Annotated in this window: 1 pseudogene; it reads right to left on the reverse strand. The window is 69.5% G+C overall.

What is annotated here, in order from left to right:
• A pseudogene (locus tag IE312_RS33310) lies at positions 1 to 269 on the reverse strand (transposase); the annotation flags it as partial.

Raw genomic sequence — 269 nt, forward strand, 5'->3', positions numbered from 1 at the left:
AGGAGGCCGTCCTGGTCGACCAGAAGATGCCGCTTCCGCCCGTTGATGTGCTTATTCGCGTCGTAGCCCCGGGTCGCCTTCGAGACGGTCTCGGCGCCCTTGACGGACTGGGAGTCGACGATCACGCGGACCGGCCAGGGACACCGCTGTCGCCGCATACGCAGTCGGCGGCGGAGCTGGTCGAGGATGTGCCGCAGGGCGCCGGCCTTCGCCCAGCGGGCGAAGTATCCGAACACGGTGCGCCAGGGGATGCCGAAGTCGGCGGGCAG

It is taken from the genome of Streptomyces capoamus (assembly GCF_014654935.1).
Lineage (GTDB): Bacteria > Actinomycetota > Actinomycetes > Streptomycetales > Streptomycetaceae > Streptomyces > Streptomyces capoamus.